Below are 25,865 nucleotides of genomic sequence, written 5' to 3' on the forward strand. Positions count from 1 at the left end.
GGCGAGCGGCAGGATGCGGTCAGGGGTGAGCAGGTCCACGAGTGAGACGCCTTCTGCAAGGGATGGCTGCGCAATCCCCTGCAGGTTTCGTGCCATGCCTGTGGAGCGGGTTTGGCTGCGTCAGAGCGTCTCAATCCGCTGTTTCGGATCGACGATATCGCCGAAGCGAATGCCGAATTTCTCGCCCACGACGACCACTTCGCCCTTGGCGATGGGGGGGCCGTTGACGAGAGTGTCGAGCGGGTCGCCCGCCATGCGGTCAAGCTCTACCACCGAGCCTTCGTTGAGGTGCAAGAGGTCTTGCAAGGTGATCTGGGTATGGCCCACCTCGACCGTCATACTGACGCGGACATTGGACAGCAGGCCCAGGTCGACGGGGGCGGCCTGTGCGGGCTGTTGCGGGGTGTCGGGAGTGTCTTCGGTCATGGTCCTGTCTCCGGGAAATCTGTCAGTCGTCGAGTTTGCGGGTCAGTGAGAGGGCCGCGCGCCCGTCCTGCGCGCCCGACTCGCCATCGAAAAGTGCCGTGCCCTCGAACAGAAGCTGTGGGCGCGGTGCGAGATCCACCTGCACCACCCGAGCCGGGTTGAGACCGACGATATGCGTGAGCGGCACCGTGGGTTGCGCCCGCCGCGCGGTTGCAAAGCCGCTGATCACGGCGAGCATGTCAGAGCGCAGCGCCATGGCGTGGGTCTCGACATTGGTGATGACGGTCGCGTCATATTGCGTGGAGATGCCAACCCTGACCTGAAGAAAGCGGCGCGAGCCTTTGAGATTGGTCGTCAGTGCGTCGGCAAACTTGGAATACTGCGTTTCGAACACCGTGGTCTCAGGCTCTTCCTTGACCATGCGCCTGGGGCCGGTCTCGCCGCTTTCCTGTTCGATGAGGCGCAGCACCTCTTGCGAGGGCGAAAGCCGCTCGCCGGCATAGTAGGGCCAAGCGCCGAAACCGCCCCCGCCGAGGAGCGCTGTAGCGAGGGGAAAGAGGCTCAGCTTCTTGAGCAATCGGCCCTTTGGGCGGCCTTGCAGATCAGGGAGGGCGGCGTCGGACATGGGAAACCTCAGGCTATCAGATTGACGGATGTGGTGGCGCGCGTGGCGGTGCGCGGCGGTGCGGGATCGGTAATCGCGCGGTAATCGGGCTGTGGTTCTGGCCCGGCAGGGGGGCCGGGGCAGGCTGGCCGGACTGGCCCGGATCGCGCCCGGTGCTGGCCGACCGGGTGGATTGCGAGCCAAGGTCCAGACCTGCGCGGGTGAGCGCGTCGGCCAGCCGGTGCTGACCCTCGGCCATGGCGGGGGGGCGTGAGCGCATCTGGGGCTGTGGTGGGGGCGGCGCTCATGGATCAGACCATCTCTTTGCCGCCGCGCCCGGCCAGCGTGATGCTGCCCTCGTCCGAGAGGCGGCGGGCGATGGTGAGATCTGTTTCTGCGCGTCCTGCACCTGGCTCAGTCGCACCGGGCCCATGGCCTCCATCTCGTCCATGATATTGGCGGCGGCGCGTTGCGACACACAGCCCAACAGCTTGTCGCGCAGATTGGCGGCGGCCCCCTTGAGGGCCAGCACGAGCGTCTCGGTCTCGATCTCTCGCAGCACGGTCTGCAGGGCGCGTTCGTCCGATTTGATGGCACCGGATATTTCGGTCAATCTCTTCTTTCCTTCGATCGCCGACCTCAAGACATTCGAAATGAAGCATGGCGGGTTCATCGCCACGATGAAAAAAGACCTTTCTGTTTCGATCGACGGGGTTTGACGGGGCCTGCATCTTCAATTTCGAGGGCAATGACGAGTATGCGGCCTGACGGCGCGCGCCGGGTTGGAACGGGGCTTGCAACGTAGCGTCCAATGACTGGCGCCCGTCATGGGTGTTTTTGAAAGATCGTGAAAAGATGGCTATTGCATATCCTCCAAGACCGGCCTTGCCGGGAGGCCTCACATGAGTGCCCGTCCGGAACGGAACGCCGAAGCGTCATCGGGCGGTGCGCTCTTGCGCGTGTCGTCGATCAGGCCGGGTTCGAGGCCGCGTGGCCTGGGTTCTTTTCTCGCGCAAGAGCGGTTCGTATAGCGTGTGCAGTTCGGCGAGCAGGCCCGCTGTCATATCGACCAATTCTGTGTCCAACGGATCGCGCTGCGCCAACAGCATCGTTTCGGCCTATGACAGGGTCTCGGACAGGTCTGCAAACCCCATGATACCGGCCGATCCGGCGGCCTTGTGGACGATTTCGGCTTTTTCCTTGTCGGCAATTGCCTCGGCTCGAAGCGCGGTGATCGTTTGCTGTGCATCGCTGAAGGTGGTCTGCGCGAGCCGGATCGCAGTGGTTTCACCCACTCATTCGCACAGAGTGCCGAATGCGCTCCCGGTCTTTGCTTCGATCAAGGCGGTCACGGCGATGATGACAGCCGCAGCGGATGGCCCACCCGAGGCGCGAATGGCGGCTGAGGCGGTCGATCCGTCCATCACTGGCATGGAAAAATGGAACCGACTGCCCACGCCGGGCTCACTCTCGACAGAGAGCGTGCCCCTTGCCGTTCGATCGCAAGCTTGGCGATCGGCAGCCCCTCCACACGGTAAAGATGGAACGGGCCGGTGATGACCAGTTCTACCCGGTTAGAGGATTTTTGCGCCAGCGGCTGCAACTCGTCGACGATGTCGGCGGCAATACTGGCAGGCTGGAAATATTCCGGGGTCTCGCAGCTCTCGCCCAGGCGGGTGAGCTCCAGCACGTCATCGACTTGCATCAAAGCCCGTGCGCTGCAACCGCGGGCGGTCTTGAGTACCGCGCGGTTGCCATGGCTTAGTCTCGATTCCTCGATTCCTCGATCAACCCGAGCGAGGCCATCAGGCCGTGCAGCGGCGTCCGCATCTCGTGGGTCTTAGTGGCAAGCAACATGCTCTTGGCCTGTGTCTGTTGCGAAATTGGCATGCGACGCTGCGTGGAGGCAAAATATCCAGGCGGCTGTATAAAATGTCGAATTCCTGCTTGATCTGGTGGAATGTCGCAAGATCGACTGGTCTGGTCACATCCGGGCGCAGAAAAAGTGCCGCGCCATCCAGCACGCGCAGCAAACCCTGATGGTCCACATCAAGTTGAGACACGACCCAACCACTATTGTCACCGCTGGCGGAATGGATCGCCTCAAGCCTTTGCTTGAATGCCATCGCATTGATCAGAAGCGCGGTGTTTGCGACCAACATCAGAAGCAGAAATATTTGCGCCGACAGCCGCCTTGTCGGATTCACCACCTTCCCGGTGGGCGCGCCGGAGGGCGAAGCACGGTTCACGATCAGTCGTTCAAGACGTCGATCCGCTCGACCTGCCAGACGCTCAGCGCGAAAACTTCCTCGCTTTGAAACTCGGTGTTCTGATCGAACGGAAAGATCACCCAAAGCGGGCCCTTCTGGCGCACGGAGAAGCGTTCACCGTCGATCCGGTTGGCGAGGATCGGGGTGTCTTGCGCGATCTTCTCAACGGGAAATTCGACACTGTAGTCGTTGATCGCAAAGATCCGCAGGGGTGCCGGGTTGGCGCCTGCTGCATCAAGCACGGCTTGCAGGGACGGACCGGAGAATGTCCGAACCGCGTCGGTCCAGATCGTCTCGGTCGCAAAATTCTGCTGTGTCAGTGCCAAAAGATCAGCATCGCTGAAATGTGTGGACGTACCGCGTGCGGTGTCATTGACCGTCAATATAGTGTCGCTGCTCTGCGCCAAGACCGGTTGGGAACCGATCAGGCCGGCGGCCACTGAGGCAATGAGGAAATCTCTGCGCTGCATCACAAGTACTCTTTCAAGTTGTAGACAAGGGGTATGACCGCGACGTGATATCAGAGTTTTGGTCAAGGTCGACAGAATCTACAGCGCAAAGACTATCTAAAGATAGTTAAGTCGCCGCAATCCTCAACGCTAAAGCAAAGCGCGGGTGCGGACCCCCATGAAATACCTGTGCCATAGTGTGTCGATACACCAAGATTTTCGGGTTTATACCAACGGCCTTGGTCCGTGACACGCGGGGGATTCCCTTCGCCTCGCCACTGTGTTTCCTTTCCATTGATGAATGGAGGTGTCGATGGCGATTGCGATCACACGAACGGATTTGTCGGCGCGTGAGCTTGGGGTTGCGGTGGCAAAGGTAACGGCTGCCCTATCCGAAGCGGAGCAAGCCAAGCCACAGGAGATCTGGTTCCAGGATGAAGCCCGGGTCGGCCAGCAAGGCACGCTCACCCGGACCTGGGCCGAGTGGGGCACCCGCCCCCGCGCACCCCGCGACGCCCGGGCCTACCTCGGCGCCAACCGCCTCGTCATTTCCGTGTTCGAAACCTACGAGGACATCTTGGCACGATGCTGCGATGCCTGGAACGCCTTCGCAAACGACATCGCAACCGTGCGCTCGATTACCACCCGAGAATACGCCAAAGCGGTGGCAGATCTTCAGGCACAGCTTGAGGCTCTGGAAGGCGTGAACGACACGCTTGCGGCTATTGGTCCGGCGCAGTAGGCGAGCTTTCAGGGGTTTCGGGCCATGCTGGAGGCGGACTTCGCCGAAATGCGTGAGACAAGGGCTGAGGCCGCGCAACCAGATACGACCTCGGCGACCACCTCGCAGATGCGGCGCAGCCTGTTCGAAGCCATGCAAGAGGCTCACTCCGAAACGCGTGCAACTTTTGGATCCGGTTTGTCGGACCTGCAGCTTGCCTTGACACGGATGCTAACTGACCGGCCCCGCAACGTCCGAGCCTCAGGCAAAAGCCAGCCCACAATCGCGCAAGCCGGACACGGTTCGGCGGCATGGGCATAGAGCATCTGGCTCAGATGCGTTGCGATCACCGACTCCGGCTCGACCACGACATAGTCGTTGGCCTCAGGCTGTTGATGCGGCTGAATCCAGACCGCATCCATCCCAAAGGACGGGTCCTTGACCTCGACGCCGCGCAGCTTGCGGGGCGTCGCTCCGCCGGGCAAGGCCAGTCTGCGATCAGGATAGGCGATGTCCTCGGCCACCACGGCCCGCCGGATGCGGTTATGGTAGGTATTGGCGGGCAGGCCCATATCGTTGCGGATGCGCACGCCGGGGATCACAAAGCCCATGGCGGTCGAGACATCGCGCCTTATGCCGGTGATCCGCGACACCAGCGCGCCGCCGGAGGTTTCCTCGATCAGCGGGATGAGGCCAAAGCTGATCTGTATTGCAAAAGGTGCGTAATCCGTCACCTCTTCGGCGGTGATCGCGCCCTTGTTCGAGGGTGGTTCGGTGGAGGGTTGTGCGCCGAGGATGGCGCGGGCAGGGCGGGCGCCTGTCCCGGCGTTGGGGTGGCGTGCCCTAGGCCGCCTGGTTGCGCGTGACCCATGCCACCGCGCCCGCCGCGACGATGAACAGCAGGTTGGGCATGCCCGGGATCAGCCCCATGATCGCCAGCACCGCCGCGACCGGCGCCCAGGCCCGGTGCAGCCCGATCTGCGATCCGATATGCCCGGCCATGTTCTGGGCCGAGGCGACGCGGGTCACGATCACCGCCGTGGCGATGAACAGCAGCAGCGAGGGGATCTGCGCCACAAGGCCACCGCCGATGGACAAGAGCACATAGGTTTCCGCCGCCGCCCCGAATGACAGGCCATGCTGCGAGGTGCCGATGACTACACCGCCGAGAATGTTGGCCAGCAGGATCAGGATACCGGCGATGGTATCGCCTTTGACGAATTTCGAGGCCCCCTCCATTGCGCCGTAGAAACCGACCTCTTCGCCCACTTCGGCGTGGCGGGCGCGGGCCTGTTTGGGGGTCAGCAGCCCGGCATTGAGATCGGCGTCGATGGCCATCTGCTTGCCCGGCATCGCGTCGAGGGTGAAGCGCGCCGATACGTCCGAGACGCGGCCCGCGCCCCTGCGGTGTGGCCGCCCTCGTGTCTGTCGGTCAGCACGATCCGGGTCGAGGCCACGTTGAGCGCAAGCCGCAGCACCGTGGCGATCAGAAGCATCGAGGGAAAGGACGAGAAATCGAGCGGGCGATAGCTGTAGAGCGCGACCATCAGAACCAGAAGCGACAGCAGGATGTTGAACACAAAGAAGATGTCGAGCAGCGTGAGCCGCAGCGGCAACACCATCATCGCCACAACGGCGAGGATGCCCACCGGCAGCAGGCTTGCCCCCAGTTGGGGCCGGTTCGTGGCCGGGCTGAGCGCGGCTATGTGTCGTCCTCTCGTCAGGTCTCTACGGGTATTTTCCTGCAAGCCGCGTGCCATTCTCGGGCCTGCGCGATGGCGAGGCTGGCACAAGGTTTGCAGGGCAGGGCGTGACGCGTTTTCACGCCTGCCCGATGCAAAGAGGGCCCTATGCCAATCCCATCCTGCCGTTCTGCACTTTTGTTCCTGATGATCCTGCCGCTCGGGGTCTGCATGTCCGCGCCGCGCGCCGTCGACGCCTTGCCCGAGGACGCCAGCCCCCGCACCGAGGCGGTGGCCAAGCTCAAGGACGGGCTGACCGACGATCCGGTTGTCTCCGCGCCCGCAGTGCCGGTGGTTCAGTTCACCGGGCTGGGCCTGTCGCAAGTGTCCAAGTAGCCGGGCGCCTCGACCAATGCGAAACGGCTGAAGGCCATTCGCGCCGCCCGGATGGAGACGCTGCGCGACCTGACCGAGCAGATCCATGGCATCCGGATCAATTCGGAGACCGTGTTGCGCGATCAGGTTCTGCGCAGCGACAGCGTGCGCGGGCTGGTCGAGGGTGAAATTCGCGGCGTGCGGACCTTGCGGGTCACGTCCAAGGGCGGCGTTTCCTTCGAGGTGGTGATGGCGCTTGATCCCGATACGGTCGCCTATATCCGGCGTGCCGCGCGGCAGGGGGCTGAGATGCGTTGGCGTGCCATCCTGTTCATGCTGGCGCTTGGCCCAGTGCCGGCTGCGATTGGCGAGGCGCTGGTTACGGCGGCCGTGGCGGGCGGGGCCAGCCGGCGCGGGCATACCGTCATGGACAAGGGCCGGACCACCGCCGATCTGTCGATCCTGCGGCCAACGGGGCGGGTGCTGTCGCATCGCGTGCTCTCTGCCGAACTACTGGAGGGGCAATGGCGCGTGCGAGTCGCCGCGCAGGTCGGGTCGGTGTCAGCGGGGGCCTGTGCTGCGCGTCGCCGCCTGACGATCAGCGCGACACTGCCGGTGGTGCGCGTGTCAACCAAGGTGTTCGCGTGGGCCGAGCCTATGGCGCAAAGCGTGGCGCATGATTTTATCGATACGTTGCACCGCCATCCCGATGCCGGCCTCGACAGTATTGCGTCAGCTGCATCCGGACCGGTTGCCGCAGCGCTGGATTATGCGGCACTGACACGCGGCCGCGCCGAGCCTGCGGTTGGAGATCATCGTCTTCGCCCAAGCATCGTCATTGAGGCCGCGGGCAAGGGCGTGCGTTTGACCCTCACCCTCGCGCTGCGCGGTCCCGATGGTCAAAGGCGGCGTCATGGCCTGACTTGCGCAAGCCTCGCCTTTGTCGACGACCCGAATGACCGGTTCGACCTTTTGGATATGGCCGAACCGGGCAATCGCCATGTCACCCTGCGCCCGCTTGACCCGACACGTCACGCGCAGAGTTTCGAGGGCCTTCTGGTCTATTTCCTGGAGGCCGGGCTGTGATCCGGCTCGCGGCCCCTCTTTTGACCGCGCCGCTGGACGGAGGCCGCGTGCAGGCGCTTGTCGAGCAGCCGCTCAGAGCGGCCGGGCAGGGGGCATGCGGTGATTTCAACGCATCGCGGGTTTCCCCGCCCTGCCCGAAGCCGCCGTCGGTTGGACTCGAGCGCGGTGGTTGGCAGGCGGTGCGGCTCAGTTGCGCCGAGGCGGGCTGGCACCGCGTCATCCGCATTCGAGACGGGCAGGGCGGGGCCGCGCATCGGCAGCGCGGGGCGCGAGATTGCGCAGACCCGGGCGTTGGTGCTGGTCGAGAGCCTGCCGCGTGGTACTGTCCTCAATACCGCCCATCTGGAGCGTGCCGATATTCCGGTCACCGGTCAGGGCGATCTGGTGGTGGCGCGCGAGAGTGCCATCGGACGCCGGCTCAAGGTTCATCTGGGGGCGGGGCAGGCGCCGCTCGGGAGGTATCTGGACCATGACTGGCCGGTCAATAAAGGCGCGCCGGTGACTATCGCGGGCGGCAAGGGGCCTATTCGCATAGAAACCGCCGGTGTCGCGCTGGAGCCGGGGCAGTTGGGGCAGGCCATCCAGGTCACCAATGCGCGCAGCGGCCAGCTTGTGCACGCCATCGTCACGGGGCTGAATAAAGTGACTGCGCGGCCAAACATTCGCTGACCCCGTGTCGTTCTAAAAAATAACCATGCCGTCCGTCGGCACAAAACCGGAGACTTCAGATGGTTGATTCGATCAAGTCATCCAATGTCGCCAAACTGCGGCCTCAGCCGGTGCAGACCGATGGCACCGCGGGCCCGCCCTTTGACGCGGCTCGCGTGACGCGTATCAAACAGGCGGTGGCCGAGGACCAATACCCGGTTGATGCGCAGCGTATCACCGATAGCATCTTTCAGGACTACAGCGCATTGATGCGCTAGGGTCAGGTCAGCATGCCATAACCGCACACCAACGGTGGGGTCACAGGGTGACGAGAATGAAAGTGAGAATTATTTGCAACTTACTTGACTTTGTTGCGAACAAGTCGCATGTTCAATCGCATGTCACGCAACACAAAACACCTTACTCCGATCAACCGCCGAAAGGCGCTTGGTCTGCTCGCTGGATCGACATTGATGAGCCATGGCCCGGCGTGGGCCGGAGCCAACGCGCCGCTTGGTGTGGTCACGACAACGGGTATGATCGCGGATGCGGCCCGCGTAGTGGGCGGAGATCGCGTCGATGTGCGCGGATTGATGGGCCCGGGCATTGATCCGCATTCCTATCGTCAAACCCGCACCGACATCGCGGCGCTGACCCGCGCCGACCTGATACTGTGGCATGGTCTCTACCTTGAGGCGCAGATGGAGGAATTTCTGCTCAAACTGGGTAGGCGCGCACCTGTTACCGCGGTGGGCGAGGCGGTGCCGGTGGACCGGCGCATTGCCCATGCAGATTATTCAGGGCGCTATGATCCGCATGTGTGGATGGACCCCGAGCTCTGGGTGCGGGTCGTGGGGCGCGTGACAGAGGCGCTGAGCGCGGCGCGACCCGACGATGCCGAGCTGTTTTCCGCGAATGCCGCCGACTACACGTCGGAGCTTGTCCGGCTCGCCGCCTATGCGCGCGATGTGCTCGCAACCGTGCCGGAGCCGGCTCGCGTTCTGGTGACGGCGCATGACGCCTTTGGCTATTTTGGCCGGGCACATGGTTTTCGCGTCGAGGGTATACAGGGCCTTTCCACAGAATCGGAGGCCGGTTTGGCGCGCATTCGGGATCTGGTCGAATTGCTCGTATCGCGAAAGATCCGTGCCGTGTTCGTCGAGAGCACCGTGTCTGACCGCAACATCCGCGCGCTGATCGAAGGCGCCGCGGCAGAGGGTCACGAGGTGATCGTCGGCGGTGAGCTCTTCTCCGACGCTATGGGGCGCACCGGAACCTATGAAGGCACCTATGTGGGCATGATCGACCATAACGTGACAACCATTGCCCGTGCGCTGGGCGGGACTGCGCTGGCGCGCGGGATGGATGGCACTCTGGCCGTGGGGGGATAGCCATGTCGCTCGAACTCGTTGGCCGGACGCAGGCACCCGACACAGATAGCCCTCTGGCCATTCATGGGCTGACCGTGTCTTACGGCGAGAAACCGGCGGTCTTTTCGGTCGATGTGGTGTTCCTGCCCGCACAGATGACCGCGATCGTCGGGCCCAACGGGGCTGGCAAGTCGACCTTGCTCAAGGCGGCGCTGGGCATTATCCGACCGCTTTCGGGGCAGGTCAGCAGCTATGGCCGACCGCTTGGAGAGATGCGTGCGCGCATTGCCTATGTGCCGCAGCGTGCCAGTGTCGACTGGGATTTTCCGGCGCGGGTGCTCGATGTCGTGATGATGGGTCTGTACCGGGATGTTGGTCTCTTGCGCCGCATCAAGGGCCATCACCGCGCCCGCGCCATGGCCTGTCTGGAGCGTGTCGGCATGGAGGGGTTTGCCCATCGTCAGATCGGCCAGCTGTCCGGCGGGCAGCAGCAACGTGTCTTTCTCGCCCGCGCGTTGGCGCAGGAGGCGGACCTCTACCTGCTCGACGAGCCGTTCGCCGGTGTCGATGCCGCCACGGAAAAGGCGATCATCGGGGTACTTCACGGTCTGCGCGCCGAAGGAAAGACGGTGATAGCGGTGCATCACGATCTGGCCACCGTGACCGATTATTTTGACCGTGTTTTTCTTATCAACACCACCGCCATCGCCGAGGGGCCGGTGGCCGACGTCTTTACCCCTGACTATCTTCAAGCCGCCTATGGCGGGCGGCTGGCCCTCGCCCAGATGGGTGGGGCCGCAGCGGGGTAATGCATGATCTGGGACGCGCTGGGGCTTCAACTGGGATATAATGCCACGCTGGTGACGCTGGGGGCGGCGATGCTGGGCATGGGGGCAGGGGCCACCGGCACCTACCTCTATCTTGGCAAGCGTGCGCTTGTGTCCGACGCGATCAGCCACGCCACACTGCCCGGTGTGGTGCTGGGCTTTATTGCCATGGTGGTAATGGGAGGCGAGGGCCGCTTTCTGCCCGGCCTGATGCTGGGTGCGGCACTCTCCGCCGGGCTTGGTCTTTTGGCCGTGACATGGCTCACGGCGCGCACTCGGCTTCATGAGGATGCCGCCATCGGGGCCGTGTTGTCGGTGTTCTTTGGCTTTGGCGTGGTGCTGCTCACGGTGGTGCAGGTTATGGATACCGGCCGTCAGGCCGGGCTGGAGACATTCCTGCTTGGCGCCACGGCGGGCATGTTGCGCAATGAGGCTCTGACAATCGCCCTGGGAGGGGCTGTGATCCTCTTGCTGGTGCGCCTGTTGCACCGGCCGATGATCCTTGTGGCTTTTGATCCCGAATATGCGGTGGGGCAGGGCATGCGGTTGCGTGCGGTGGATCTGGCGATGATGGGTCTCGCACTGGGTATTACCGTGACCGGGCTCAAGGTCGTGGGACTGGTTTTGATTGTGGCGCTGCTCATCATTCCGCCTGTCGCGGCGCGTTTCTGGTCGGAACGCGCGGAGATTGTGGTGATCATCGCCGGGCTCATCGGTGGGGCGGCGGGCTATTTTGGCGCGGCGCTCTCGGCCACTGCGCCAGACCTGCCCACGGGTCCGCTCATCGTGCTGTCGGCGTTCGTGCTTTTTGTCCTATCCTTGCTCTTGGCCCCCGGACGAGGCGTGCTGGCCGCCGCGCTGCGTCACATGCGCTTTCAACGTCGGGTTCATTTGCGTCAGGGCTTGTTGGCCTTGGCGTCCGGTCAACCGGTCTACGAGCCGCTCACCCTGCGCCTGTTGCGGCGCGCGGGATTTCTGCGGCCCGATGGCGTGGCCACGGATGCAGGCCATGCCATGGCCGCGCGGGCCCGCCTTGACGAGCGCCGCTGGCAGACGTTGCGCTCCGATCCACAATTCGAGGCGGCCGCCGCCCGCTATGACGGGCTGACACCTCTCGAAGAGGTTTTGACGGCGGATCAGATCGCGGCCCTTGACCGGGGTCTCGGGCTGGCGGGGCTACGCTGATGGGACAGGATTTCGTCATGCTGTCCCTCTCCCCGCTGTTGATCGGGATTGCGGCGGCGGTGGCCTGCGCGCTTCCGGGCAATTTTCTGCTGCTCCGGCGTCAGGCCCTGATCGGGGATGCGATCAGCCATGTCGTTTTGCCGGGTATCGTCGCGGGATTTCTTCTCACCGGCATGGTCGCCACCCTGCCTATGATGTTGGGCGCGGCGGCGGCGGCGCTGGTCTCGGTCGCCCTTATCGAGACCATCCGCAGGCTTGGCCGGATCGAGCCGGGCGCGGCCATGGGGGTGGTCTTTACGGCGATGTTCGCGGCGGGTGTGCTTCTTTTGGAGCAGAGCGCGGCCTCGGGCGTGCATCTCGATGTGCAACATGCGCTCTATGGCAACCTTGAGAGCCTGATATGGCTGGATGGCTATGGCTGGGGCGCGCTTGCCGATCCGGCCGCGCTATCCACACTGCCGCCTGAATTGCTGCGCATGGGCGCGGTTTTGTTGTGTGTGCTTTTGTTCATTGCCGTCCTCTGGCGGCCGCTGGCGCTTGCGACATTCGACGAGGGGTTTGCCCGGAGCATGGGCCTCAACACCGGCCTGCTTGGTCTTGCGCTGGTTGCCATGGCAGCGCTGTCGGCGGTCGCGGCGTTTGATGCGGTTGGCTCCATCATCGTGATCGCGATGTTCATCTGCCCGCCCGCGAGCGCGCGGCTGATGACCGACCGGCTAGGTCGTCAGGTCGCGTGGAGCGTGCTTTTCGCGACATTCTCGGCCGTGCTTGGCTACTCTCTCGCCGGATACGGCCCGATCTGGCTCGGTTTCGCCAACGCGGTCAGTGCGGCGGGGATGATCGCGACCGTGTCTGGCCTTATCCTTGGGTTGGCGGCGCTCTTTGGCCCCTGCCGACACCGGCGGAGCGGGGCAATGTCCGGGTAAGATGGGCAGGTTTTAGCGGACATTCGATTGAAGCACCTGCGCGGAATAAGGCCGAAGGCCGCCGCGCATCGTCATGCCAGAGGCATGCCTCCGGCATGACGCCGCTCCCCGGCGGGGCGATTTGGCTGAAACCTGCGCTGCGCTCTGATGTTTCTCGGGTTTGGCTGGCATTAAGCACTGCCAAATAAGCGTTGGGTCGCCACACCGCGGCACGACGATGCGCGGCTCACAGCAACGGCAGCTTCAGGCCATCCCCATCATCAAGGCGAATTCGGCCATGGTCGGCGCAGTCCAGCATGAGCCGAGATTTCGCCAGACACCTCGCGGAGATGTCTTGGGGTTGCTGTTCAACGTGGCACCCGACCCGCAAGAGATTTGGCTCGAAGCTGCACCGCGACGTGCGAAGGGGGCCGATGTGGCCCCCCTCTTTCGTACTCCCGAAATTCAGGCTCTAGCGCCCTCAGGATTGGGCAAGCTTGCGTTTGCGCAACTGCTTGGACACCATCGGGTAAAGAACCAGCGCAACTGCGACCAAGATACAGGTCAACGAGATCGGCCGCTCCAGGAACGTCATGGCATCACCCTGACTCGAGATCAGCGACTGGCGCAGCGAGCGTTCCGTAAGCGGGCCGAGGACAATCGCCAGAACCGCAGGAGCGACGGGATAATTGAGCTTGCGCAGCAGATACCCCGCGAGGCCAAGGATGAGCATCAGGTAGGTATCGAACATCCGGTCCGTTGTGGCAAACACACCCACCACGCAGAGAATGAAGATGATCGGTGCCAGAACGCTGAATGGCATGGCCAGAACCCGGATAAAGACCGGGATGAGCGCGATGTTGAGCACGACCGTCACGAAGTTCGCCACATACATGGAGCCGATCAGGCCCCAGACGAAATCAGGGCTTTCGGTAAAGAGCAGCGGACCGGGACGCAGGCCCCAGATGATCATGCCCCCCAAAAGGATCGCAGTGGTGGGCGAGCCGGGAATGCCAAGGGTGAGCATCGGCAGCATGGAGCCGGTGGAAGCCGCGTTATTGGCGGCTTCCGGGGCCGCCACGCCAGCCACATTGCCCTTGCCAAAGCTGTCGCCGTCCTTGGAGAACGACTTGGCCAAGCCATAGGACATCAGGGAGGCAGGTGTGGCACCAGCCGCTGGCAAGGTACCTACGACAAAGCCCAGCACCGAGCCGACGAGTGTGGTCGGCAGGTATTTGCGCACGTCCTTGAGGTTCGCGATCATCCGGCGGAATCCGGTTTCAACCTTGTGGATTTGCACCGCGCCCTTGGTATGTTCCAGCGTCCACAGCATCTCGCCGATGCCATAGATGCCGATGGCCAGCACAAGGAATTCGATACCGCGCTGGAATTCGACCATGTCGAAGAAGATCAAACGTGGCTTGCCCGAGATGATGTCAAAGCCCACCGCCGCGAGAACAAGCCCGACGAGGATGGAAAAGATCGTCTTGGGTATGTCGTCTCCGCCCAGCCCGATGAACGTGGCAAACGCGAGCAACATCAGCGCGAATTCCTCTTGCGGCCCGAACTTGAGAGCAAAGGCCGCGAGCGGTGGCGCAAAGCCGGTGAACAGGATGACCGATATGGTACCACCGATGAACGAGGCGATCGCCGCAGCCATCAGCGCCTTGTCGGCCTTGCCCTGCTGCGCCATGGGGCGCCCGTCAAACACAGTCGCCACGGCAGTGGACGAGCCCGGAATACCCAAGGTGATCGAACTGACCGCGCCGCCATACATGGCGCCATAGTATAGCGCCGCAAGAAAGATGATGGCCGAGGTCGGAGGGACAAGAAAGGTAACCGGCAGAAGGATCGCCACACCGTTTACCGAGCCAAGGCCCGGCATGGCCCCGATGAACAACCCGGCGAAACAGCCAAGGAATATCATGGCGAGATTGAGTGGCTCGAAAGACTGTAGCAGTCCGGCCGTCAGCAAGCTTAAGATTGAGTCCATTTGTTCGCTTCCTATAGGTAGCTGCCGCGGACGCGGACAGGATCAGGACATGATCGCGTAGCGGAAATCGTCGATATGCAGGAAGATGTTCTCGAAGAACGGCCACCCGCGCGGCAGGTATTTATTGAGCGCCACCTCGAACAACATGTAGATGGCGACGGGCATGCCCAGCATGACCGATATGGTTAGAATCCAACCATGGCGACCGATCCCCCTGACATAGGCCAGCAGGAACAGCATCATCGAAAAGTAGATCCCGATGATATTGCTCAACAGAAGTAGAAAGAAGATCGCCGCAATCGTCACACCGACCAGAAAAACGGTCTCGGGGTCGATATACGGGTCAGAGTTGCTTGATTCCGGTGTCACGTTGCGAAACCAGCGAAATAAGATCCAGCACGATGAAAGAGCCATGCCCAGAGACAGCCAGAATGGCCACATCCCGGAGCCCGGACCTCGCCCCTCGATCCAGCCGATGGCCAGGTCATCCGCGACCACGGTCCACATCAGGCCGAGGGATACAAGGAGCATACACACTCCCATCAGCATTTCAGCCATACGAACAGACATGTTTTCCTCCGGTTCGCTTTGTTATCGGATCCTGTCAGGCACGACATCTCTGTTCGCGCACCCTGAGCGCGCTGCCCCTCGGGGTCAGCCTTGATCCTTGTGGTGGTTTTCAGGGCTCCCCGGGCGGGACATGGCCCGCCCGGAAAGGCAATTGAGCTAGCTTACTCGGACGTGATGCTTGCAGCACCGACGCTTTCGATAAGCTCGACATGACGCTTGAGTTGCGTTTCGTGGAAGCTCTGGAGTTCCTCACCGGAGACCCAAGTGTCACAGGTCAGGCCGTCAGACTTGCAATAGTCCTGCCATTCCTGGGAATGGAACAGACTCTTGAAGAGGTCTTGATACCAGGCCAGGGCCTCGGGATCCATGCCTGCGGGTCCGCTGATCGAGCGCTGCATGTAGTACTCGATATCCACACCCAGCTCCTTGGCGGTCGGCACGTCCTCGAAGGGCGGCATGCGTTCGCCATTGAACTGAACCAGCGGCTTGGTGTTGCCCGCACGCCAGAACTCCATCTGTTCCGCCGGGTTGTTGACCGTCGAGTCGATCTGGTTGCCGACGAGGTTCTTGGCCACTGTGCCACCGCCCGGGAAGGGGATGTAGACAACATCGTAGCCAAGCTCTTTTTCCATCATCGCGGTCAGGATCGAGTCTTCCTGTCCGGATCCGGTACCGCCAACTTTCCAGCTGTCACCAGCTGCCTTGACGGCCGCAACATAGCTGTCGAGATCAGTGATATCTTCACGATCCGTATTGACCCAGAGCTGGAACGTATCCATCGCCATTAGCCCGATCGGGGCGAATGTGGTGACGTCGATATCGAGCCCTTCCTGGATGATCGGCGTGGTGTAGATACTGTTGAGCGCGACCAGCAGCGTGTGGTTGTCGCCTTCCTTGTCCTTGATGTAAGAAAGGGCCTCTGCACCAGACCCGCCGGGCTTGTTCATCGGAATAAACGGCCGTGGGCTCAGGTCTTTTTTCTGGATGAGGCCCTGGAGCAGGCGCGCGATCTGGTCTGCGCCACCGCCGGTGCCGGCCATGATGATGAATTCGACGGGCTTGCGCGGTTGCCATTCCGCCATTGCCGCCGGAGCCGTAATCGCCAATGCGGCGGCGCTCATCGTCAGTGTCTTCAGAATATTCATACTTTCCTCCCAATTGTGACCGCGTCTCGGTCATTTGCTAATTTGGATCCGCCCGGCCAAGTCCTCCTCGACCGTTGAAGCGTTAAGCGGAACCTTTTCAGAGTTTGTTGTCATCCTCCCTGTTCTGTCCAGATTAAACGGTTTGTCCGCTCAATTGCCTCAATGTACCATGACCACCGGTATCGTGGCCTCTGCTATGATGGTGGCAGAATTGCCCCCGAGCAGGGATTCCCGCTCGTAACTCTCGTGATAGGCGCCCATGATCAGCATGTCCGCGCCATGCTCCTTGCATTTTTCCAACAAGGTGCGCCCGACATTTCCCTGGCGCTCGAATGTGGTGATCTCGGCATTGATGCCACGTTGCCCAAGGTAAACCTTGAACTCTTCGGGCGTGGCCGTGTGATCGATATGCCCACCGGTCAGGATCGTGACCCGTTCCGCCGCCTCGATCAACGGCATGGCGAGCGCGACCGCGCGCGACGCTTCGAGAGAACCGTTCCACGCAATCGCAACATGGCGTCCGATGTCGGGTTGCACCTGCTCGGTCTTGGGACAGACCAGAACCGGGCGACCCGAGGAAAACAATGCCGATTTCAGGGTGTTGTATCCAAGGTCCTCTTCCTTGCTCGGCTTGGCCACGCAGATCAGATCCGCAAGCCGCCCGTAATGGCGCACGGCGTCGACCTGCTTGCCCTCGTATTCCCGAAACGCCGCTGTCGGTTGACCGGCCTTTCGGGGCTCTACGCTGATGCCATGGCGGTCAGCATCGGCGATGAATTTCTCCTGCAGAAAACTCTGCTCGCTATCGGCGCTCCGACGGCTCGCCTCTTCAAGCTGCTTTCGCAGAAATCCGGGAATGACAACGCCGAACGGCATCATGTCCTCTGCCTTGGGATGGCAATGCACCACCCGGACATGCGCATTGAAACGCTTGGCGAGCGCCGCGGCGTGGGCAAAGAGTACGGACCCTAGCCCATCGTCGCGCAGCGGCATCATGATCGTATGTAGCGATGACTGGTCCATGATCAGAACAACCCGTCAATCAGACCGTCGTCATTGATGCAGATCGCCTCTGCCGACGGCACCTTGGGAAGGCCCGGCATGGTCATGATCTCGCCGCAGATCACCACGACAAAGCCAGCACCGGCCGAGAGGCGCACCTCGCGCACCGGAAGGCTGTGCCCATCGGGCGCACCGCGGCGCGTCGGATCGGTGGTAAAGCTGTATTGCGTCTTGGCCATGCAGACCGGCAGATTGCCATACCCCTGATCTTCCCATTCCTTGAGCTGATTGCGGATCTTCGCATCCGCGACCACCTCGTCAGCGCGGTAGATTTCCTTGGCGATGGTCTCGATCTTCTTGAAGAGCGGCATGTCGTCGGGATAGAGCGGCGCATATTTGGCCGATCCGCCTTCGACGACCTCGACAACCTTTTTGGCCAGTTCCTCGGTGCCCTTGGAACCCTGCGCCCAGTGCTTGCAGAGCACGGCCTCGGCGCCTTGGCTGGCCACGTATTCCTTCACGGCCTCGACCTCGGCATCGGTGTCGGTCACGAAATGGTTGATCGCCACCACCGCCGGCACACCGAACTTCTGAAGGTTCTCGATATGACGCCCGAGGTTCGGACAGCCCGCCTTGACCGCGTCCACGTTCTCGTCCCCCAGATCGCCCTTGGCGACGCCGCCATTCATCTTCATCGCCCGCACCGTGGCCACGATCACAACCGCCTCAGGCGTCAGACCGGCCTTGCGGCACTTGATGTTCATGAATTTCTCGGCCCCGAGATCGGCCCCGAAGCCCGCCTCGGTGACCACGTAATCCGCCAGCTTGAGCGCCGTGGTGGTCGCCACGACCGAGTTGCAGCCATGTGCGATGTTTGCAAACGGGCCGCCATGCACGAAGGCCGGGTTGTTTTCCAGGGTCTGCACCAGGTTGGGCTGCATCGCCTGCTGCAACAGCACGGTCATCGCGCCGTCGGCCTTGATGTCGCGGCAATAGACCGGGGTCTTGTCGCGGCGATAGGCGACGATAATGTCGCCCAGCCGCCGCTCCAGATCGGCCAGATCGGTGGCGAGACACAGGATCGCCATGACCTCCGAGGCCACGGTGATGTCAAAGCCCGACTCGCGCGGGAAGCCGTTGGCGACACCGCCGAGGTTGCACACGATCTGACGCAGGGCGCGGTCATTCATGTCCATCACCCGGCGATAGACCACGCGGCGAATGTCGATTTCCTGCTCATTGCCCCAGTAGATGTGATTGTCCAGCATCGCCGCCAGCAGGTTGTGCGCGCTAGTGATGGCGTGGAAATCGCCGGTGAAATGCAGGTTCATGTCCTCCATCGGCACGACCTGCGCATAACCGCCGCCCGCGGCCCCGCCCTTCATCCCAAAGCAGGGGCCAAGGCTCGCCTCGCGGATACAGACGGCGGCCTTCTTGCCAATGGCGTTCAGACCGTCGCCCAGCCCCACGGTGGTGGTGGTCTTGCCTTCACCCGCTGGTGTCGGGTTGATCGCCGTCACGAGGACGAGATGGCCGTTCTTGCGGCCCGAAAGCGACTTGATGAAATCCTCGGAGACCTTCGCCTTGTCGTGACCGAACGGCAAGAGGTGCTCGTTCGGGATGTCGAGCTTGGCACCAACTTCCTGGATAGGTTTCTTGGTGGCGGCGCGGGCAATTTCGATGTCAGACATTTGATGTTCCCAATATAGGTTTGTGTTGGTTTTCAGGTTCCGAGAGTGGCGCCGGGTGCGAGCCCTGCCGCCGCGGCCCATTCGGCAGCAGGCATCTTGGCCTCGCCCTTGGGGCGTACCCGCTTGATCAGGATACGACCGCCTACGCATTGCACGGCGACGCCCTCTTCCGACACATCGCGGACACGGCCCGATATGCCATCGCCTGGCACAAGCGCACAGTCGAACACGTCGACCTCGGCCCCGTTCAGCGTGGTCCATGCTCCGGGTGCGGGGTTGGTTCCGCGAATGAGGTCATAGACTTGGCGGACAGGGCGGTGCCACTCGATACGCGAATGGTTGCGATTACAGCGCCGCTCATAGGTGGCCTGCGTCTCGTCCGGCACAATGCGCGGCGGATTGCCGTCACGGTAAAGGTCACACACCGTCAGGACACTGTCGACCGCACTGGGATAGATCTTCTTGAAATAGAGGTCGATCACCGTGTCGTCCGGACCGATTTCGCATTCCCATTGCAGCAGACAATCGCCCTCGTCGAGCCCATCGGAAGGATAGAACCAGCAATAACCCGATTTGCTCGATCCCATGATGATCGGCCAGTTGACCGCCGAGGGGCCGCGATGCAACGGCAGGAGCGAGGGGTGAAAGCAGATCGAGCCATGGGTCGGCGTGTCGCGTGCCGCCTCGGGCACGAACACGTTGACGAAAGCCATGATCATCAGGTCGGCCTTACACCCGGCCAGTTCCTCGAGCGACGCGGCATCGTCAAAATTAGCGGGTTGATAGACCGGCAGGCCCTTCTCAAGCGCGAGTTCCTTGACCGGATCGACCGGCTTGCCGTCCTTGTCAGGCTCACAATAGACCGCAACGACCTCGTCTGTCCCGGTGTCGAGCAGCTTGGCCAGCACATCTTTGCCGAACGCTTGCTGTCCCATCACAATTAATCGCATTCTGTCCTCCCGTCGTGCGGAGGGCCGAACTGCGTCGGCCTCTCCATCACATTGTTTTATTCAGCCGCCTGCTTGGCAGTGCCGACCGCGCCCGACTCCAGGATACTGGCCAGTTCTTCTCCGCCGTATCCCAGAACATCGCGCAGGATTTCCTCGGTATGCTCTCCAAGAAGTGGCGAGCGCGTGACCTCTACCGCGCTGTCCGACAGCTTGACCGGGCAACCAACAGTGGTGTAGCGGCCACGCGTTGGGTGCTCCACATCAACGATCGTGCCAGTTTTGCGCAGACCCTCGTCCTCGATGATCTCCTTGGTCGACAGGATCGGACCGACGGGGATGTTGAGCGGGTTGCAGATGTCCATCACCTCGAATTTGGTCTTGGTCATGGTCCATTCCTCGATACGGCCAAAGATCGCGTCGAGCTTGTCGAGCCGCTCGGGCGGGGTGGCATAGCCCGGCGCGTCCTTCCAGTCCGGCTCGCCGATCACGTCGCAGATATGCTCCCAGACTGCCGCCTGAGTGATGAAATAGGTGTAGGCGTTGTTGTCGGTCTCCCAGCCCTTGCACTTGAGGATGCGGCCCGGCTGACCACCGCCCGAGTCGTTGCCTGCACGCGGCGTCGCCTCGCCAAATGGAATGCCCGCACCGTATTGTGAATACTCGGTCAGCGGCCCGGTGGAGAGGCGCTGCTGGTCGCGCAGCTTGACCCGGCAGAGGTTGATCACCCCGTCCTGCATCGGCGCAAGCACCTTTTGCCCGCGGCCCGAATGCTCGCGCTGATAGAGTGCAGTCACGATACCGAGCGCAAGATGCAGCCCGGTTCCGCTATCGCCGATCTGCGCGCCGGTCACCAAGGGCGGGCCATCTAGAAAGCCGGTGGTCGAGGCCGCACCGCCGGCGCATTGCGCGACGTTCTCGTAAACCTTGCAATCCTCGTATTTGCCGGGGCCAAACCCCTTGACCGAGGCCATGATGATGCGCGGATTGATCTCCTGGATCCGCTCCCAGCTAAAGCCCATCCGGTCGAGCGCGCCCGGCGCGAAGTTCTCAACCAGCACGTCGCAGGTTTCGATCAGGCGGGTGAGCACGCCCTTTCCGGCCTCGGTCTTGGGGTTGAGCTCGATCGAACGCTTGTTGTGGTTGAGCATGGTGAAATAGAGCGAGTCCGCGTCCGGCACGTCGACCAGCTGTTTGCGTGTGGCATCGCCCACGCCGGGACGCTCCACTTTGATCACGTCCGCACCGAACCATGCCAAAAGCTGAGTGCAGGTCGGGCCCGATTGCACGTGAGTGAAGTCTAGGATCTTGACGCCGTCTAGGGCTTTCATGGGTCTCTCCATCTTTGAGCCAGGTGGGCGTGCTGCCCACGCCCAATGTCGTTTCTGTTCAGTCTTTGCGAGCTTGCGGATAGAGCCGCTGGGCCACCACGGATTGCGGGTTGAGGTTGCCGATATTTCCGCTCTCCTTACCCGCTGCGGGATCAATGATCGCGTTGATCAGGGTTGGCTTGCCGCTGGCGAGAGCGTCGTAAACGGCGCTGCGCAGTTCGTCCGGCGAGCGGGCCATGACACCTACGCCGCCGAAGGCCTCGATCATCTGGTCATAGCGCGAGCCCTTGACGAAAACCGTGGTAGATGGGTCATCGCCGTCGCCCCAATTCTCGCCATCCCCGCGATAGATCCCGTCATTGTTGAAAACGACGGTACAGATCGGCAGGTTGTAGCGGCATACGGTTTCGATCTCCATGCCACAGAAGCCAAAGGCGCTGTCGCCCTCGACCGCCAAAACCGGCTTTCCAGTCTCTATGGCCGCCGCGATGGCCGATCCCATGCCGATGCCCATCACGCCCCATGTGCCCACGTCGATCCGGTGGCGCGGCTTGTGGATGTTGACGATTGAGCGACACATGTCGAGCGTGTTGGCCCCCTCGTTGACGAGGATCGTTTCCGGATGATCGTTGATCGCATCCTTGATGACCCCGAGCGCACCAAAGTAGTCCATCGGGTTGTTATTGTTGCGCAGACGTGCCGACATTTTCTCCATGTTGGCCGTGGCCTTGGTGTTGACCTGATCAAGCCATGCCTTGGGCGGAGCAACCCCGGCTCCGTCCATCGCCTCGATGAGCGCGGCGCAGCAAGAGCCGACATCACCGACAATGGGGGCCGCGATCTCGACGTTGGAGTCCATCTCCTCGGCCTCGATATCGAGCTGAACAAAGCGTTTCGCCCCCGGCTCGCCCCATTGCTTGCCCTTGCCATGACTGAGCAGCCAGTTGATCCGCGCGCCCATCATGATGACGACGTCCGAGTCCTTGAGCACCATCGAGCGCGCAGCAGCCGCGCATTGCGGGTGCGTGTCGGGCAGCAGGCCCTTGGCCATCGACATGGGCAGGAACGGATAGCCGGATTTCTCCACTAGTTCGCGGATCAACTCATCGGACTGGTCATAGGCCGCCCCCTTGCCGATCACGATCAGCGGGCGCTCGGCGCTTTTCATAACTTCGATGGCGCGCTCGATGGCGGACGGCGCGGGCAATTGGCGCTGCGCAGGCTCGATCACCTTGACGAGAGAGCGCGCGCCCTCGGCCGCATCCACGACCTGCCCGAGCATCGCACCGGGAATATCGAGGTAGACACCTCCGGGGCGACCAGAAACAGCCGAGCGGATGGCGCGCGCCACGGCGATGCCGATATCCTGCGCATAGGTCAGACGATAGGCGGCCTTGCAGAAGGGCCGCGCCATCGCCAACTGGTCCATTTCCTCGTAGTCACCTTGGGCCAGATCGACGATTTCGCGCTCGGAAGAGCCGGAAATCAGGATCATTGGCCAGCAATTGGTGGTCGCATTCGCCAGCGCCGTGAGACCGTTCATGAACCCCGGCGCCGAGACCGTCATGCAGACCCCCGGCATCTTGGTCAGAAACCCCGCCACCGAGGCCGCATAGCCGGCATGCTGCTCGTGGCGAAACGAGATCACCCGCATATTCTGAGCCTGCGCGTACCGGCCCAGATCGGTGATCGGAATACCGGGGACATTGTAGATCGTCTCGATCCCGTTGAGCTTGAGCGCGTCGATCAGAAGGTGGAACCCGTCCGTGACGGCATCGGCCTCCGATATCGGCGCTGCGGGTGAGTTGGCTACGGCCATTTGTGTCCTCCAGGTTCATTAAGCCCGACCCCGCCCCTCATCGGCGGGTCCGGACATTTGGTCTACGCGGTGTTCAGATTGTTACTGCGGGTCAATTGAAGTCGCCCCCAGGTCTTGCGAATATGCTGATGCAGCTGCATCGTGTGTTCCCGAACCTTTTCAGCCGCGTCATCGGCGTCGCGCCGTTCAAGCGCCTCGATGATTTCGGCGTGATCGACAACCGAGCGCTTGACCCGGTCCCCCTCCCACATCGAACGCAGACGCACCGCCTGAATGTGCAGGAAAAGACCCTCGGCCATGCCCTTTAGCAACGCGCAATGCGAGATTTCCAGCATGTGCAAATGGAACTTCAGGTTGTCATCGGAATACTCGGCGATCCGCGTTGCAGAGAGGGCGTCATTGTATTTCTGCGCGATCTTGCGCAGCGTCGCGATCTCGGCATCGGTTGCATGCTCTGCGGCCAGTCGGGCCGCCATGCTCTCCAACGCGGCCCAGGCGACGATCATCTCGAGAATTTCCTCAAGACTCTTCCGCTGAACAAAGACCCCCTTGCGCGGCACCACCGTCACAAGCCCATCAGCCTCCAGCCGGGCAATTGCGTCCCGCAAGGGCGTGCGAGAGATCTGAAGCTGCTCGGCGAGCGAACGCTCGTCAAGGCGCAGATCGGCATCGACATCATAGATATTCATGTCGAGTATCGCCTCCCGAAGCCGTTCGTAAACATGGTCTTTGAGCGTGAATTTCGACGCGATCGGACGTAGCTTCATGTCATCTCTCCAACTGCGCCCGCCTCATCATGCGACTGTGCTGGCTACTTGGTATACCATAAACCAGCGCATCGAGCCGGGCAATTTGTTTTTTCCAAAATCGTTGCCGCACCTGCATCATACCCCGGCCGTATGACTGCCGACATCATTGTTTAGACAGTAAAATATATCTGAACCGAGCCCCTTTGCGCAGCACCAGGCGCGACCGAACGCAATAACCCATTATAACATTGTTTTTCATAAATTTTTTCTTGATTATAACTCATATATTCTGCACTTGGAATGTCTGCATATAGTCGAATTTTACCGCAGCGCAGCATGTCGGAGTCCGCCTCAAGCTTTCAGGTCCAGAAGTATTTCGACTCGGTTCAGGGGTCTCGTGGAAATGGCGGGTTGATGGAAAAAAATATCTGTGGTATTTGGAATACCACAGACGGAACACCAGTTCCCAACAAGCGATTTCAAGGGGGGTCAGATCATGCTTATCCGAGCCGCAGACAGTGCCCTCGTGATCATTGACATGCAAGAGCGCCTCGTGCCCGCCATGCAGGCCCCCGCCCGCACCATCCGCAACACCCGCACCCTAAAGGCCAGCGCCGAACAGATGGGCGTGCCCGTGGTGATGACAGAGCAATACCCCGCCGGGCTGGGGCGCACCGTGCCCGAGCTCGAGCCGGGGCCAGAGACCACTGTGCTCAGCAAGATGCACTTTTCCTGCATGGAGGATGCAGGATTCGCAGCGCATTTTCGCGGCCTCGGGCGCAAGCAGGCCGTGATTGCCGGGATGGAGGCGCATATTTGCGTCGTCCAGACCGCCGCCAGCCTCATCGAAGCAGGCTACGAGGTCTTTGTCGTCTCAGACGCAACCGCCTCGCGCACGCTGGAGAGCGAGCACGCCTGCATCGCCCGGCTGAGCGCCTGCGGTGCAGGAATCGTGACCACGGAAATGGTGGTCTTCGAATGGCTGGGCCAGGCAGGTACGCCAGCCTTCAAGAAGCTGCTGCCATTGATCAAGTAGCGGTTTCGGTCGCATTTTTTAAGGGAGGAACAGCGTGAACATACATGAATATCAGGCAAAGGCCCTGCTGCGCAGTTACGGCGCGCCGGTCAGCGAGGGCCGCGTCGTGCTCCGCGGCGAGGAAGCCAAGACTGCGGCGGGCGCACTCGACGGTCCCGTCTGGGTGGTCAAGGCCCAGATCCACGCAGGCGGGCGCGGCAAGGGCAAGTTCAAAGAGGCCGGCGCCGGAGAAAAGGGTGGCGTGCGCGTCACCAAATCGGTCAACGAGGCCGCAGAAGAGGCCAAACGCATGCTTGGCCGCACGCTGGTCACACATCAGACCGGGCCCGAGGGCAAGCAGGTCAACCGCATCTATATCGAAGACGGCTCCAGCATCGAGCGCGAACTCTACCTCGCGCTTCTGATCGACCGGCAGACCAGCCGCATTTCGTTCGTTTGCTCGACCGAGGGCGGCATGGACATCGAGGAGGTCGCGGCCTCCACTCCAGAAAAGATCCTCAGCTTTTCGGTCGACCCGGCCACCGGCTACATGGCCTATCACGGACGTCGCATCGCGTTCACTCTCGGCCTGACAGGCGGACAGATCAAACAGTGCGTGGCGCTGATGGGGACGCTCTATCGCGCCTTTCAGGAAAAAGACATGGAGATGCTGGAGATCAACCCGTTGATCGTGACGACAGACGGCAACCTGATGGTGCTCGACGCCAAGCTGGGCTTTGACTCCAACGCGGTCTACCGCCATTCGGACATCGCCGAACTGCGCGATACATCGGAGGAAGACCCTAAAGAGCTGGAAGCCTCGAAATACGACCTCAACTATATCGCGCTGGATGGCGAGATCGGCTGCATGGTCAACGGCGCGGGGCTGGCGATGGCGACGATGGACATCATCAAGCTCTACGGCGCAGAGCCTGCCAACTTCCTCGACGTGGGCGGCGGGGCGACCAAGGAAAAGGTCACCGAGGCGTTCAAGATCATCACCTCCGATCCGAACGTCAAAGGCATCCTCGTCAACATCTTCGGCGGCATCATGC

At 61.9% G+C, this 25,865-nt stretch carries 29 protein-coding genes and 2 pseudogenes; 11 read left to right on the plus strand and 20 right to left on the minus strand.

Going from position 1 to position 25,865, the window contains the following annotated elements; genetic code table 11:
* Positions 1-120: 120 nt before the first annotated feature.
* The 9 genes and pseudogenes from fliN to Q0X85_RS15175 all read right to left on the minus strand — a co-directional run bounded on the left by fliN (position 121) and on the right by Q0X85_RS15175 (position 3,770).
* A complete protein-coding gene (fliN, locus tag Q0X85_RS15135; RefSeq protein ID WP_297773262.1) occupies positions 121-426 on the minus strand; it encodes a flagellar motor switch protein FliN in 306 nt (101 codons plus the stop codon).
* A 22-nt stretch (positions 427-448) separates the two neighbouring features.
* On the minus strand, positions 449-1,051 hold the full coding sequence (locus Q0X85_RS15140; RefSeq protein WP_297773264.1) for a hypothetical protein: 603 nt from the start codon (positions 1,049-1,051) through the stop codon (positions 449-451).
* 16 nt (positions 1,052-1,067) lie between these two features.
* Positions 1,068-1,310, minus strand: a complete 243-nt coding sequence (locus tag Q0X85_RS15145; RefSeq protein ID WP_297773265.1) for a hypothetical protein — start codon at positions 1,308-1,310, stop codon at positions 1,068-1,070.
* Positions 1,311-1,341: 31 nt separating this feature from the next.
* Positions 1,342-1,622, minus strand: a pseudogene (locus tag Q0X85_RS15150) (FliG C-terminal domain-containing protein); the annotation flags it as partial.
* A gap of 526 nt (positions 1,623-2,148) precedes the next feature.
* The gene (locus Q0X85_RS15155; RefSeq protein ID WP_297773266.1) at positions 2,149-2,325 is read right to left on the minus strand and encodes a hypothetical protein; all 177 of its coding nucleotides are present in this window, start codon (positions 2,323-2,325) and stop codon (positions 2,149-2,151) included.
* The gene (locus Q0X85_RS15160; RefSeq protein ID WP_297773268.1) at positions 2,326-2,454 is read right to left on the minus strand and encodes a hypothetical protein; all 129 of its coding nucleotides are present in this window, start codon (positions 2,452-2,454) and stop codon (positions 2,326-2,328) included. It lies immediately after the preceding gene.
* Positions 2,454-2,735, minus strand: coding sequence for a hypothetical protein (locus Q0X85_RS15165; protein WP_297773269.1), 282 nt, complete (start codon positions 2,733-2,735; stop codon positions 2,454-2,456). The genes Q0X85_RS15160 and Q0X85_RS15165 overlap by 1 nt, the downstream gene beginning before the upstream one ends.
* Positions 2,736-2,835: 100 nt before the next feature.
* A complete protein-coding gene (locus Q0X85_RS15170) occupies positions 2,836-3,279 on the minus strand; it encodes a hypothetical protein (RefSeq protein ID WP_297773270.1) in 444 nt (147 codons plus the stop codon).
* A 2-nt stretch (positions 3,280-3,281) separates the two neighbouring features.
* On the minus strand, positions 3,282-3,770 hold the full coding sequence (locus Q0X85_RS15175) for an oxidoreductase (protein ID WP_297773271.1): 489 nt from the start codon (positions 3,768-3,770) through the stop codon (positions 3,282-3,284).
* 292 nt (positions 3,771-4,062) lie between these two features.
* Here Q0X85_RS15175 and Q0X85_RS15180 point away from each other — a divergent pair, with 292 nt between their 5' ends.
* Entirely contained in the window at positions 4,063-4,491 is a 429-nt protein-coding gene (locus Q0X85_RS15180) for a hypothetical protein (RefSeq protein WP_297773316.1), read from the plus strand.
* A 143-nt stretch (positions 4,492-4,634) separates the two neighbouring features.
* Here Q0X85_RS15180 and Q0X85_RS15185 read toward each other — a convergent pair whose 3' ends face one another.
* Both Q0X85_RS15185 and Q0X85_RS15190 read right to left on the minus strand, forming a co-directional pair.
* Complete coding sequence (locus tag Q0X85_RS15185; RefSeq protein WP_366130152.1) at positions 4,635-5,267, minus strand: FHIPEP family type III secretion protein; 633 nt, start codon at positions 5,265-5,267, stop codon at positions 4,635-4,637.
* 46 nt (positions 5,268-5,313) lie between these two features.
* Positions 5,314-6,230 (minus strand): annotated as a pseudogene (locus tag Q0X85_RS15190) (FHIPEP family type III secretion protein).
* Between the two features lie 90 nt (positions 6,231-6,320).
* On the opposite strand from Q0X85_RS15190, the gene Q0X85_RS15195 reads away from it, so the two are divergent.
* The 8 genes from Q0X85_RS15195 (at position 6,321) to Q0X85_RS15230 (ending at position 12,569) form a co-directional block, all read left to right on the plus strand.
* Complete coding sequence (locus Q0X85_RS15195) at positions 6,321-6,548, plus strand: hypothetical protein (protein ID WP_297773273.1); 228 nt, start codon at positions 6,321-6,323, stop codon at positions 6,546-6,548.
* Between the two features lie 51 nt (positions 6,549-6,599).
* Positions 6,600-7,613, plus strand: coding sequence for a hypothetical protein (locus Q0X85_RS15200; protein WP_297773275.1), 1,014 nt, complete (start codon positions 6,600-6,602; stop codon positions 7,611-7,613).
* A 165-nt stretch (positions 7,614-7,778) separates the two neighbouring features.
* On the plus strand, positions 7,779-8,282 hold the full coding sequence (flgA, locus tag Q0X85_RS15205; protein WP_297773277.1) for a flagellar basal body P-ring formation chaperone FlgA: 504 nt from the start codon (positions 7,779-7,781) through the stop codon (positions 8,280-8,282).
* A 59-nt stretch (positions 8,283-8,341) separates the two neighbouring features.
* Positions 8,342-8,539: a flagellar biosynthesis anti-sigma factor FlgM gene (locus Q0X85_RS15210; RefSeq protein WP_297773278.1), complete on the plus strand. Its 198-nt coding sequence runs from the start codon at positions 8,342-8,344 to the stop codon at positions 8,537-8,539.
* A gap of 195 nt (positions 8,540-8,734) precedes the next feature.
* Positions 8,735-9,652 (plus strand): zinc ABC transporter substrate-binding protein, encoded by a 918-nt coding sequence (locus Q0X85_RS15215; protein ID WP_297773313.1) that lies wholly within the window; start codon positions 8,735-8,737, stop codon positions 9,650-9,652.
* A gap of 2 nt (positions 9,653-9,654) precedes the next feature.
* Positions 9,655-10,440 (plus strand): metal ABC transporter ATP-binding protein, encoded by a 786-nt coding sequence (locus Q0X85_RS15220; protein WP_297773280.1) that lies wholly within the window; start codon positions 9,655-9,657, stop codon positions 10,438-10,440.
* Positions 10,441-10,443: 3 nt separating this feature from the next.
* The gene (locus tag Q0X85_RS15225) at positions 10,444-11,643 is read left to right on the plus strand and encodes a metal ABC transporter permease (protein WP_297773282.1); all 1,200 of its coding nucleotides are present in this window, start codon (positions 10,444-10,446) and stop codon (positions 11,641-11,643) included.
* Positions 11,643-12,569: a metal ABC transporter permease gene (locus Q0X85_RS15230; RefSeq protein ID WP_297773284.1), complete on the plus strand. Its 927-nt coding sequence runs from the start codon at positions 11,643-11,645 to the stop codon at positions 12,567-12,569. Before Q0X85_RS15225 ends, Q0X85_RS15230 begins: the two co-directional genes overlap by 1 nt.
* A gap of 460 nt (positions 12,570-13,029) precedes the next feature.
* Here Q0X85_RS15230 and Q0X85_RS15235 read toward each other — a convergent pair whose 3' ends face one another.
* The 9 genes from Q0X85_RS15235 to Q0X85_RS15275 form a co-directional block, all read right to left on the minus strand.
* Entirely contained in the window at positions 13,030-14,541 is a 1,512-nt protein-coding gene (locus Q0X85_RS15235; RefSeq protein WP_297773285.1) for a tripartite tricarboxylate transporter permease, read from the minus strand.
* Positions 14,542-14,583: 42 nt separating this feature from the next.
* A complete protein-coding gene (locus tag Q0X85_RS15240) occupies positions 14,584-15,111 on the minus strand; it encodes a tripartite tricarboxylate transporter TctB family protein (RefSeq protein ID WP_366130145.1) in 528 nt (175 codons plus the stop codon).
* Between the two features lie 161 nt (positions 15,112-15,272).
* The gene (locus Q0X85_RS15245; protein WP_297773289.1) at positions 15,273-16,256 is read right to left on the minus strand and encodes a tripartite tricarboxylate transporter substrate binding protein; all 984 of its coding nucleotides are present in this window, start codon (positions 16,254-16,256) and stop codon (positions 15,273-15,275) included.
* Positions 16,257-16,415: 159 nt separating this feature from the next.
* Positions 16,416-17,279: a universal stress protein gene (locus Q0X85_RS15250; RefSeq protein WP_297773290.1), complete on the minus strand. Its 864-nt coding sequence runs from the start codon at positions 17,277-17,279 to the stop codon at positions 16,416-16,418.
* A gap of 2 nt (positions 17,280-17,281) precedes the next feature.
* Positions 17,282-18,949: a formate--tetrahydrofolate ligase gene (locus tag Q0X85_RS15255; RefSeq protein ID WP_297773292.1), complete on the minus strand. Its 1,668-nt coding sequence runs from the start codon at positions 18,947-18,949 to the stop codon at positions 17,282-17,284.
* Positions 18,950-18,981: 32 nt separating this feature from the next.
* Positions 18,982-19,899, minus strand: coding sequence for a methionyl-tRNA formyltransferase (locus Q0X85_RS15260; protein ID WP_297773293.1), 918 nt, complete (start codon positions 19,897-19,899; stop codon positions 18,982-18,984).
* Between the two features lie 56 nt (positions 19,900-19,955).
* Complete coding sequence (gene frc / locus Q0X85_RS15265) at positions 19,956-21,227, minus strand: formyl-CoA transferase (protein ID WP_297773295.1); 1,272 nt, start codon at positions 21,225-21,227, stop codon at positions 19,956-19,958.
* A gap of 58 nt (positions 21,228-21,285) precedes the next feature.
* Positions 21,286-23,046, minus strand: a complete 1,761-nt coding sequence (gene oxc / locus Q0X85_RS15270; RefSeq protein WP_297773297.1) for an oxalyl-CoA decarboxylase — start codon at positions 23,044-23,046, stop codon at positions 21,286-21,288.
* A 62-nt stretch (positions 23,047-23,108) separates the two neighbouring features.
* Complete coding sequence (locus Q0X85_RS15275; protein ID WP_297773298.1) at positions 23,109-23,813, minus strand: GntR family transcriptional regulator; 705 nt, start codon at positions 23,811-23,813, stop codon at positions 23,109-23,111.
* A gap of 478 nt (positions 23,814-24,291) precedes the next feature.
* Between Q0X85_RS15275 and Q0X85_RS15280 the strand changes: the two genes are divergently transcribed.
* Both Q0X85_RS15280 and sucC read left to right on the plus strand, forming a co-directional pair.
* Positions 24,292-24,831 (plus strand): hydrolase, encoded by a 540-nt coding sequence (locus Q0X85_RS15280; protein ID WP_297773299.1) that lies wholly within the window; start codon positions 24,292-24,294, stop codon positions 24,829-24,831.
* Positions 24,832-24,865: 34 nt separating this feature from the next.
* Positions 24,866-25,865, plus strand: a 1,000-nt coding sequence (gene sucC, locus Q0X85_RS15285; RefSeq protein ID WP_297773301.1) for an ADP-forming succinate--CoA ligase subunit beta, incomplete at its 3' end; no start/stop codon positions are given.

The sequence above is a fragment of the uncultured Roseovarius sp. genome, from assembly GCF_947259555.1.
In the GTDB taxonomy this organism is placed as follows: Bacteria; Pseudomonadota; Alphaproteobacteria; order Rhodobacterales; family Rhodobacteraceae; genus Roseovarius.

Excerpts from the sequence above, each read along its gene's own strand:
- fliN (WP_297773262.1), bottom strand. The coding sequence starts at position 426 with ATGACCGAAGACACTCCCGACACCCCGCAACAGCCCGCACAGGCCGCC.
- Q0X85_RS15140 (WP_297773264.1), bottom strand. The coding sequence starts at position 1,051 with ATGTCCGACGCCGCCCTCCCTGATCTGCAAGGCCGCCCAAAGGGCCGA.
- Q0X85_RS15145 (WP_297773265.1), bottom strand. The coding sequence starts at position 1,310 with ATGCGCTCACGCCCCCCCGCCATGGCCGAGGGTCAGCACCGGCTGGCC.
- Q0X85_RS15160 (WP_297773268.1), bottom strand. The coding sequence starts at position 2,454 with ATGGACGGATCGACCGCCTCAGCCGCCATTCGCGCCTCGGGTGGGCCA.
- Q0X85_RS15165 (WP_297773269.1), bottom strand. The coding sequence starts at position 2,735 with ATGCAAGTCGATGACGTGCTGGAGCTCACCCGCCTGGGCGAGAGCTGC.
- Q0X85_RS15175 (WP_297773271.1), bottom strand. The coding sequence starts at position 3,770 with ATGCAGCGCAGAGATTTCCTCATTGCCTCAGTGGCCGCCGGCCTGATC.
- Q0X85_RS15180 (WP_297773316.1), top strand. The coding sequence starts at position 4,063 with ATGGCGATTGCGATCACACGAACGGATTTGTCGGCGCGTGAGCTTGGG.
- Q0X85_RS15195 (WP_297773273.1), top strand. The coding sequence starts at position 6,321 with ATGCCAATCCCATCCTGCCGTTCTGCACTTTTGTTCCTGATGATCCTG.
- Q0X85_RS15200 (WP_297773275.1), top strand. The coding sequence starts at position 6,600 with ATGGAGACGCTGCGCGACCTGACCGAGCAGATCCATGGCATCCGGATC.
- Q0X85_RS15210 (WP_297773278.1), top strand. The coding sequence starts at position 8,342 with ATGGTTGATTCGATCAAGTCATCCAATGTCGCCAAACTGCGGCCTCAG.
- Q0X85_RS15215 (WP_297773313.1), top strand. The coding sequence starts at position 8,735 with ATGAGCCATGGCCCGGCGTGGGCCGGAGCCAACGCGCCGCTTGGTGTG.
- Q0X85_RS15220 (WP_297773280.1), top strand. The coding sequence starts at position 9,655 with ATGTCGCTCGAACTCGTTGGCCGGACGCAGGCACCCGACACAGATAGC.
- Q0X85_RS15225 (WP_297773282.1), top strand. The coding sequence starts at position 10,444 with ATGATCTGGGACGCGCTGGGGCTTCAACTGGGATATAATGCCACGCTG.
- Q0X85_RS15230 (WP_297773284.1), top strand. The coding sequence starts at position 11,643 with ATGGGACAGGATTTCGTCATGCTGTCCCTCTCCCCGCTGTTGATCGGG.
- Q0X85_RS15235 (WP_297773285.1), bottom strand. The coding sequence starts at position 14,541 with ATGGACTCAATCTTAAGCTTGCTGACGGCCGGACTGCTACAGTCTTTC.
- Q0X85_RS15240 (WP_366130145.1), bottom strand. The coding sequence starts at position 15,111 with ATGTCTGTTCGTATGGCTGAAATGCTGATGGGAGTGTGTATGCTCCTT.
- Q0X85_RS15245 (WP_297773289.1), bottom strand. The coding sequence starts at position 16,256 with ATGAATATTCTGAAGACACTGACGATGAGCGCCGCCGCATTGGCGATT.
- Q0X85_RS15250 (WP_297773290.1), bottom strand. The coding sequence starts at position 17,279 with ATGGACCAGTCATCGCTACATACGATCATGATGCCGCTGCGCGACGAT.
- Q0X85_RS15255 (WP_297773292.1), bottom strand. The coding sequence starts at position 18,949 with ATGTCTGACATCGAAATTGCCCGCGCCGCCACCAAGAAACCTATCCAG.
- Q0X85_RS15260 (WP_297773293.1), bottom strand. The coding sequence starts at position 19,899 with ATGCGATTAATTGTGATGGGACAGCAAGCGTTCGGCAAAGATGTGCTG.
- frc (WP_297773295.1), bottom strand. The coding sequence starts at position 21,227 with ATGAAAGCCCTAGACGGCGTCAAGATCCTAGACTTCACTCACGTGCAA.
- oxc (WP_297773297.1), bottom strand. The coding sequence starts at position 23,046 with ATGGCCGTAGCCAACTCACCCGCAGCGCCGATATCGGAGGCCGATGCC.
- Q0X85_RS15275 (WP_297773298.1), bottom strand. The coding sequence starts at position 23,813 with ATGAAGCTACGTCCGATCGCGTCGAAATTCACGCTCAAAGACCATGTT.
- Q0X85_RS15280 (WP_297773299.1), top strand. The coding sequence starts at position 24,292 with ATGCTTATCCGAGCCGCAGACAGTGCCCTCGTGATCATTGACATGCAA.